The sequence below is a fragment of the Sphingobium sp. UBA5915 genome, from assembly GCF_002431195.1.
Taxonomy (GTDB): domain Bacteria; phylum Pseudomonadota; class Alphaproteobacteria; order Sphingomonadales; family Sphingomonadaceae; genus Sphingobium; species Sphingobium soli.
The window spans coordinates 1-7,474 of the sequence record NZ_DJDV01000009.1; the positions used below are offsets into that span (position 1 = coordinate 1).

General features: G+C 61.2%; 9 protein-coding genes and 1 pseudogene. 6 read left to right on the forward strand and 4 right to left on the reverse strand.

Features of this window, described 5'->3' with window-relative positions; genetic code table 11:
- The 6 genes from B2V90_RS01270 to B2V90_RS01295 all read left to right on the forward strand — a co-directional run.
- Nucleotides 1–205, forward strand: a 205-nt coding sequence (locus B2V90_RS01270; RefSeq protein WP_293919447.1) for a hypothetical protein, incomplete at its 5' end; no start/stop codon positions are given.
- A complete protein-coding gene (locus B2V90_RS01275) occupies nt 198–500 on the forward strand; it encodes a hypothetical protein (protein WP_228221078.1) in 303 nt (100 codons plus the stop codon). The genes B2V90_RS01270 and B2V90_RS01275, both read left to right, overlap by 8 nt.
- Before the next feature lie 105 nt (nt 501–605).
- Nucleotides 606–956, forward strand: a complete 351-nt coding sequence (locus B2V90_RS01280) for a hypothetical protein (protein ID WP_228221077.1) — start codon at nt 606–608, stop codon at nt 954–956.
- 9 nt (nt 957–965) lie between these two features.
- Entirely contained in the window at nt 966–1,130 is a 165-nt protein-coding gene (locus tag B2V90_RS01285; RefSeq protein ID WP_156784120.1) for a hypothetical protein, read from the forward strand.
- A complete protein-coding gene (locus B2V90_RS01290; protein ID WP_228221076.1) occupies nt 1,130–1,411 on the forward strand; it encodes a hypothetical protein in 282 nt (93 codons plus the stop codon). The genes B2V90_RS01285 and B2V90_RS01290 overlap by 1 nt, the downstream gene beginning before the upstream one ends.
- 77 nt (nt 1,412–1,488) lie before the next feature.
- Nucleotides 1,489–2,175: a hypothetical protein gene (locus B2V90_RS01295; RefSeq protein ID WP_228221075.1), complete on the forward strand. Its 687-nt coding sequence runs from the start codon at nt 1,489–1,491 to the stop codon at nt 2,173–2,175.
- A 107-nt stretch (nt 2,176–2,282) separates the two neighbouring features.
- Here B2V90_RS01295 and B2V90_RS01300 read toward each other — a convergent pair whose 3' ends face one another.
- From B2V90_RS01300 to B2V90_RS01315, 4 genes and pseudogenes are all read right to left on the reverse strand, one after another.
- Nucleotides 2,283–3,626, reverse strand: a complete 1,344-nt coding sequence (locus B2V90_RS01300; protein WP_293919448.1) for a hypothetical protein — start codon at nt 3,624–3,626, stop codon at nt 2,283–2,285.
- 381 nt (nt 3,627–4,007) lie between these two features.
- Complete coding sequence (locus B2V90_RS01305; RefSeq protein WP_293919449.1) at nt 4,008–5,084, reverse strand: alpha/beta fold hydrolase; 1,077 nt, start codon at nt 5,082–5,084, stop codon at nt 4,008–4,010.
- Between the two features lie 790 nt (nt 5,085–5,874).
- Nucleotides 5,875–6,360, reverse strand: a pseudogene (locus tag B2V90_RS01310) (IS110 family transposase); the annotation flags it as partial.
- A 42-nt stretch (nt 6,361–6,402) separates the two neighbouring features.
- A protein-coding gene (locus B2V90_RS01315) for an IS3 family transposase (protein WP_293919450.1) occupies nt 6,403–7,474 on the reverse strand; the annotation gives its coding sequence in 2 pieces (ribosomal slippage) (nt 6,403–7,298 and nt 7,298–7,474; 1,073 coding nt annotated over the 2 pieces). This gene is flagged as partial in the annotation.

The window sequence follows — 7,474 nt, forward strand, 5'->3', positions numbered from 1 at the left end:
GCACAAAACCGTTACAAGTCCAAACAGCCTGCTGATCAACCGTCCCCAGATCGAATTCAGTGCGCGCGATCGCTTCGACAGGTGGATGCATGAGGAGGTGCTGGAGCCGCTCAAACATACCGAGCCCAGGATCTACGGCTGGCTGATCGATCATCTGCGGCAGTTCATCATGATGTTTGCGGAAGATGTGATCGGCGATGACTGAGGACGACGTGCCGCTCACGCGCCGCGAATCGCTGTCGCTCTTCCCCGAGGCGATCCTGTGGGATGTTGTCGAGGACGATCAGTTCCGCGACGTGCTGGGCGTCAAGCTGGACGGCGTGATTGTCTTCGACGGCGACAAGGCGCGGTTCGGTCGCGCCACGTTCTTCGACGCGATCCGCGAAGTGTACCGCAGTGGTGATGCGTCCGCGACAGTGAAAGATGCCGACGGCGGCGAATGGTGGATCGAGCCCGGCGAAGACGGCGAGCGCAATATCCTGAGAGTTCGGAACGTCTAGGCGAGCTTTCAGCTTCATGGCTTTGTCGCACTGCATCAAGACGCGGAATCCCGCCTTGACGAATTCGACGCCGCGCTCGCTTTTGCCGGGCTCGGTCCCGACGCCTTGGCTGAATGGCGCGAACGATTTACAGGGCGGCCTCTCCGCAACGAGGAGCTTCGTCACCTCGACGCAGCGCTCGACCATACGCCGCTCGAGATCGGCCGAAAGATCGAACAGCAATTCAGCGGTCTGACCGGCAAGACTGAGACGTTGGTGCCCGCCGACCGCGACTATTACGAGAACCTCATCGGCAAGGGTGTAGCAGCTTCAGTCCCGCACCTCGCCGCAGAAGTCCTAGCGCCGCATATCAATCGGCAGCTTGCGCTCCATGACCCCGCCGCCACCCGTCTGACCTTGCTGCTTGCCAGCCACTCGTGGGTTCTCGCTGCGAGCGACATCGCGACGCTCGCGTAGAGCGAGCTGGTGGTGCTGCTGGAATGGGCCGCCAGCTCCGGCGATCTGCTCTCACGCATCGGTGCGATCAAAGCAGGGTTGTCTGCTCTACTGCGAATTCCTTCGCTCGAGCCGACCATCCTAGCGCTTGTGACCTCGACCCGATGGATGTCGAAGGAAAACTGCATTTCCTGATGGGCATCCTGCTATATGTCGGGGGAGACATCAGCCGTACCGGTGTGTTGGCCGACCTGCCGCCATTCCAGCGACGCCTTGCGATCTTCGCGCAAGCGGCCCTGTTCAAGCGGCACGCATATGGTCATGCCGGCGTCGAGCATTTCACGAAATGGGCGATTGAGCAGCGCGGACGGCGTTCCTATTATCAGACCCTGAGCGAATTACGTGAGGAGCCGCGCTGGGTCGCGGATTACTGCACGCCGGATCAGCTCAAGGCGGAATTTCTCGGACGGGTCTAAAACGCTGCTTCGACATATCGTGACAATGTCCCCGCGGGCCCGCTCTATGACCTGCTGTTCGGCGATGGCGACGCAGCATGGTCTTCCCCGGCAGTTCTCTGCCCGGGCCGCTCGATGGGCGTACGGGCGGCGAGACACTGACAATGCCGGCGGAATGGGACGCAATCCTTGGAGAGGCGCTGGCGCCGCAAGATTTCAGCCCGAGGAGCGTCACCGCGCTTATCAATCTGTGCGGCTTGTTCTCGATCAGCGACGATCGCGTCGAGCGAGCGGTCGAGCTGATGCGGTTCGCCGGGCACCGGTTCGACGGCGATGTTGACCAGGAAATGCGCGAGAATATTTTCACCGGACTTGCCGGTGTCACGAGGGCAAACCGCAATACGGCACTGGCGGACGAGCTCAGGGTCATGGTCCGCAAGAACCGGATCGATTTCGCACATCCGCCCAAAGCACAGCGCGAATTCTTGATCGCGATCGCCGCCGCAGCCGCCCATACGGATTTCGACGGCTGGTCCGCCTATCTCGGCAAATGGGCGGACGAACTGGCGTTCAGCGTTTTGGACAAGCAGGATGCCGATCACCTGCTTGCCGGCATGGAACTTCTGTCGATCATCGAACCGAGACCCCGGCGATACCTTGGCTGCGCTGCAGGCGTGGCTTGCAACGTAACTAGCACATGCTTAGCGCATCAGGTTGACCTGAAAGATATATGGGGGTGCTTCGTTAACGAGTGCTTGAATGTATGGCAGCTCTCGATGAGCTGATCAGATGCGGGGGGTGACCGATATATCGACGGTTCCAGCCAAACCTGGCAAAATGGTCGGCTTCTGCCATTTCCGCTTGACGTTGTGATCTCTACGATTGCAGTGCCTCAGGCCGCTAGGCTCGGTGACCAGAAGAACATATCGACGCGGGCGCCGAACTCGCGCCGCAGCGCCCCGATCGAACGCGGCCGAGCGGCGTTGGCGATGCCGGCGTGCAGCGAAAGCAGCCCGAGATAGATGTCAAGGATATGGTGCTCGAGACTGCGGAATGCGCGCATGACCTCGCCATCCCGCGGTGCGTCGCCATGGACGACCGCGTTGCGCCAGCGATAGGCTTCCCGCACAGCGTCGTAGATTCGGCAATATGCCTCGGGATCACCGCTGCCCCCCGTGCATCCGCAGCGATGCGACAGGTTGTGCGCCTTGTCCTTGTCGCCGACCAGGGTGAGCGCCTCAAGCGCCGCGACCAACCGCACCAGCCGGATCGGGTGATGCGGCTCGGCATAGGCTTCCGAAATGAGCCGATTGAAGTAGGTGAGTCTCTCGAGCAGCGCATCGGGCTTGCCGTCCTGCACGGTGTGCCAGGTGACGACGTCGCTGAGCAGACGCGCGAAATGGCCGAGATGGCGATTGAAGGGCTCGGTCCAGCCGTCCTCCAAGTGCGAGCCGCCGCCGCCCAAGGACGTCGACAGGCAAATATGTCCGTCCGAGGTGAGCCGCATCGCCGAGCGGGTCTCCTGCCAGAGGTATCCATCGCCGATCCGGACATCGTCCATCGCGTCGTATCCAAAGAACATGCGGATCAGGTTGAGCAGGCATTCCGCGGCGTCGCGTGCCACCGGCCAAGCCATGCGCTCCTCGTGTCCCGCAATCTCCACGGTGATGAAGTGGTCGAAGGATTGCGCGTGCCTTTTCCAGTCGTCGCCGAGGCGCCGCGCCCACTCGTCGTCGGGCGCGTCGTGCCGGGCCCAGGCATCCGCCAACTCTGCCTCGAGGACCGGCCGCGCCACGATGCGCGCGGCGCCGACGCGGAAGTCGGTTTCCTTCGCGCGGTGGGCGAACACGACGGGAAACAGATAGAGGCCGTCGTCACGCGGATGCGCGGCGAGGAAGGTGCGTGCTTTCTCGACGATGGCATGCTCGGGCAGCCGGCGGGTCTTAAGCGCTTTGGGGAGGTGCTCGGAGAGGCCGCGGAGCAGCGCCTTGCGCGCGGTCTGCCGCGAGAGTTTGGCGGCCAGGCCTTCGCGTAAAAGCAGCGTTTTCGCGGCGGCATCAAGGTGCGAATTGCCGGCCTTGCTGACGCAATTCGCGCGATCCATGCCTTCCAGCAACACGATCTCCCTCAGGAACGCGCTGTCGCCACGGCCGGCGCGTTCCTGCACCATCACCGTCGTCGCCTGCCATTCGTCGAGAAAGGCGCTGACGTGCTGTGCTGCGGACTTCGTTGACATGTGGCACGGGCTAGCACGCTTCGACATTAGCGGCGGGCAAAATACGCGAGCAACCGTGTCTTCGTTAATCGCGGCCGAAATCAGTCAATCTGGCGCACCCATTAATCGATGAACGTAAGGCAAGTTTTAAAGGCCTCAGCTTCAGCCTTGGATGGCAGCTATGTGGGCGATTGCTGGCGTGATCATCGGCTTGGATCGGCAGCTTCGCGCCTCATTCCGGATGTTTGCGGATGGCCGTCGTGATCCCGGAACTGCCTCTTCCATGATGGTGAGCAGACGGCCACTGTTGAATGACGCCGGGCCGGTGGAAAGACGGCTATTTGAGCTGCCGATACTTTCGCGTTAACGCGTCAACAAGAGGCGATGATTTCCTATCGAACCTCATTCCGAGTGCCTGGCCATGAAGTCGAGGATCAGCCCCGCGATCTCGTTGGTCTTCTCGTCGAGCGCAAAATGGCCCGCGTCGAGCAGGTGAATTTCCGCGTCAGGCACGTCTTTCTTAAATGCTGCGCCGCCGGCGGCGATGAAGGAAGGGTCATTGGCCCCCCACACAACCAGAGTCGGCGGCTGATGCTCGCGGAGCCAGGCCTGCCACTGCGGGTAGGCCGCGACATTGGTCCGATAATCATAAAGCAACGCCGACTGGATCGCGCGCTGGCCGGGTTTTGCAAGGTGCGCAAACTCGTTCAACCAGGCTTCCGGATTGTAGCGCTCGGGATGCTTTGTGCCCGCTGTATGACGTTGCATCGTGCTCTCGAAAGACAGCAAAGTGTCGACAATCTCCGGGTGGCCTTCCCGATCAGCCCAGAATTCAGCAATGCCGGGCCATTTCGCGCCCAAGCCTTCTTCATAAGCATTGCCGTTCTGGGTTATTAATGCTTCCAGTCGCGTTGGACGCGCCAGTATCATCCGGAAGCCTACCGGAGCGCCGTAATCGTGAATGTACAGACTGTAACGCTCGATCTTGAGACGTGCCAACAGGTCATCCATCACCTTCGCGAGATGATCGAACGTGTAGGGAAAGGCGGTCGGATCAGGTGCGTCGCTTTGCCCGAAGCCCGGGTAATCCGGCGCAATGACGTGATATCGAGTGGCCAGCAGCGGGATCAGCGCTTCGTACTGGCGCGATGACGTCGGAAAACCATGCAGCAGGACGATTGTCGGCGCATCTTTCGGTCCCGCCTCGCGATAAAAAATCCCGACGCCGTCGATCTGCATCCTGTGATAGGTCATAGTTGAACTGGAAGACGCCTGTAGAGCGGCACAAACTGTTGCTGGGAATATGTTGAATAGGGCAGCGGTGGCCGTCACGCTGATCAGCCAGCTCTTTCCCCGCAGAAGCAGATGACAAATCATGAGAAAATCCTCGCTCGCGCCAATGTCGGTCTTTCCGCAACCAGCGATCCGGGGGAGCCTTCGGGGAAGCTGGGCACGAAGGAAATGCGGAAACGGGGTCATGGCTGGGTGTTCGTCAGGAGAGCCTTGTCGGTTACATCAATGACACTGGGGGGTCAGTATTCCCGCAGAAGCTGCCGGGCAGTGGCGTTCTGACCACGGGGCGTTTCGGGCCCTGACCGGACCCAGCGGAGGAGAAAACCCTTGAGAGCGCGTTCGATCGATCGCGTACAAGTACCCTTCCAGAACGCAGAAACCATGATGCAGTTGGACGAAAATGGAACGAAGCGGGTGTATCGGCGGCGCTTAGCGAGTGGCGTGAAGCGGTTCTCACTAGAATCGATGGCTGCCAGGAGTGCTGGCACTCAGCTCACTATTTAGGCAATGACTTTTGCTGGCGACAGTCGGTGACTTCATCGCGTATGGAACAGCTCTAGCATTTGCTATGCCATTGGTCGTACTCGTCGCTATCTACACCACCGGCGATTGTCTTTGGTGGAATGACCGCTCCCCACAATAATCCTGCGATGCACGCGCCCGGGCGGCCTGATACCCGCCATTTGTTGTTCAATGTCCGCATGAACATATGGCATCTGTGGACGCCCTTTCGGATGCAAGCAGTAAATCGGGGTATGTTGGCACGTAGTCGGATGCTGTCATCTGTCCGGCCTTGATGAGCAGCGCCATTAGCTGCGGGCCAGTATGGGAGTTCGCGGACTGGATCCATTACAGGTTTACGCGCTTGGCTAGCGCTCTGCCATTCCCTGGTTCTTCCAGCCCCGTCTCGCCGACTGTTGTGCCATACCCTCCTTCGACCACCTACGTCCCCGACGCCTCTGACCGCAGTCTTGGCTTACGCCGCGACAGCTGTCGGAGCTCTGTAATTTTCCTTTCTGGTGAGTAGCGCCCAGACCATGCGCGCCATCTTGTTGGCGAGGGTTACCGAGACGAGCATGCGCGGCTTGCGCGCCAGCATCCGCTCAAGCCACGAGCCGGCAGGCGCGCCAAACCGGCATGCCTGGCGTACCATTGAGCTGCCGCCGATGATCAATAGTCGTCTGATCGTCCGCTCGCCCATCTTCGATATGCTGCCGAGCCGCTGTTTGCCGCCGGTCGAGTGCTGACGGGGGGCGAGGCCAAGCCAAGCCGCGAAGTCGCGGCCCTTACGGAACGTCTCGACCGACGGGGCCAGTGCGATGATGGCGGTCGCCGCGATAGGACCGATCCCCGGAATGGTCATTAGCTGCTTGGCTGCTTCATCCTTTTTGGCACGCCGTGCGATCTCACGGTCCAGCACGGCAACCTGCATGTCGAGATCGGCCAGCATGTCGACCATGAGCTTTGAGGTGGTCCCGCCTTCTTGGACAGTTTGGCGGCTGAGTTAAGCTAATCCCGGTTGTCGTTCATGCCCCCCATGATCTGATTGCCCGATCCGCCGATAGGCCTCGGTCGGGGTTCGCCCGGCCAGGCCCGAGTGTGGGCGCTGGGTGTTGTAATAGGTGATCCACCGGCCAAGGCCAGCCTTCAGCTCCGAGCCGGTCTCGAAAGCATGGAGGTAGACGCACTCGTACTTCAGGGAACGCCAGAGGCGCTCGATGAAGACATTGTCCATCCACCGCCCCCGGCCATCCATGCTGATCCGCACCTCGGCCTCGCGCAGCACGCTGGTGAAGGCGAAGCTCGTGAACTGGCTGCCCTGGTCGGTGTTGAAGATCTCCGGCTTGCCGAAGCGCGCCAGTGCTTCCTCCAGCGCCGCGACGCAGAACCCGGCGTCCATGGTGTTCAACAGCCGCCAGGCCAGGACCTTGCGGGTTGCCCAGCCCATGATCGCAACCAGGTAAAGGAACCCGCGACGCATCGGGATATAGGTCACGTCGGCGCACCAGACATGATTGGGCCGTTCGATCGCCAGCTTGCGTAGCAGATAGGGATAGACCCGGTGCTGCGGGTGTGGATCACTGGTGCGGGGCCGCTGGTAGATCGGTGACAGGCCCATCTTCGCCATCAGGCGCCGTGCCCGCCGTCGCCCGACTTCGTGGCCAGCACGCCGCAGGTGCCGCGCCATCTGGCGGCTGCCATACCACGGGCAGTCCAGGAACGTCGCGTCGATCACCGTCATCAGCGCCAGCGTCTCGTCCGTTTCCGGCACCGGCGCGTAGTAATACGACGAGCGACTGATCCCCAGAAGACGGCACTGCGCCGAGATCGACAGACGGTGGTGAGCAGGCTCGATCATCGCCCGCCTCCGGTCCACGTTCATCGACCGAAGGCTTTCGCTAAAAAATCCCGCTCCACGATCAGTTGCCCGATCTTGGCGTGCAGCTTTTCCACCTCGCTCTCGCTGACGGCCTTGGCCGCATCACCGGCCCCGGAGAACGTGCTCGTCATCCCCTCGATCGCCTGGCGCTTCCAGGCCGCGATCATCGTATGGTTGATCTGCCCCCACCGAGTGG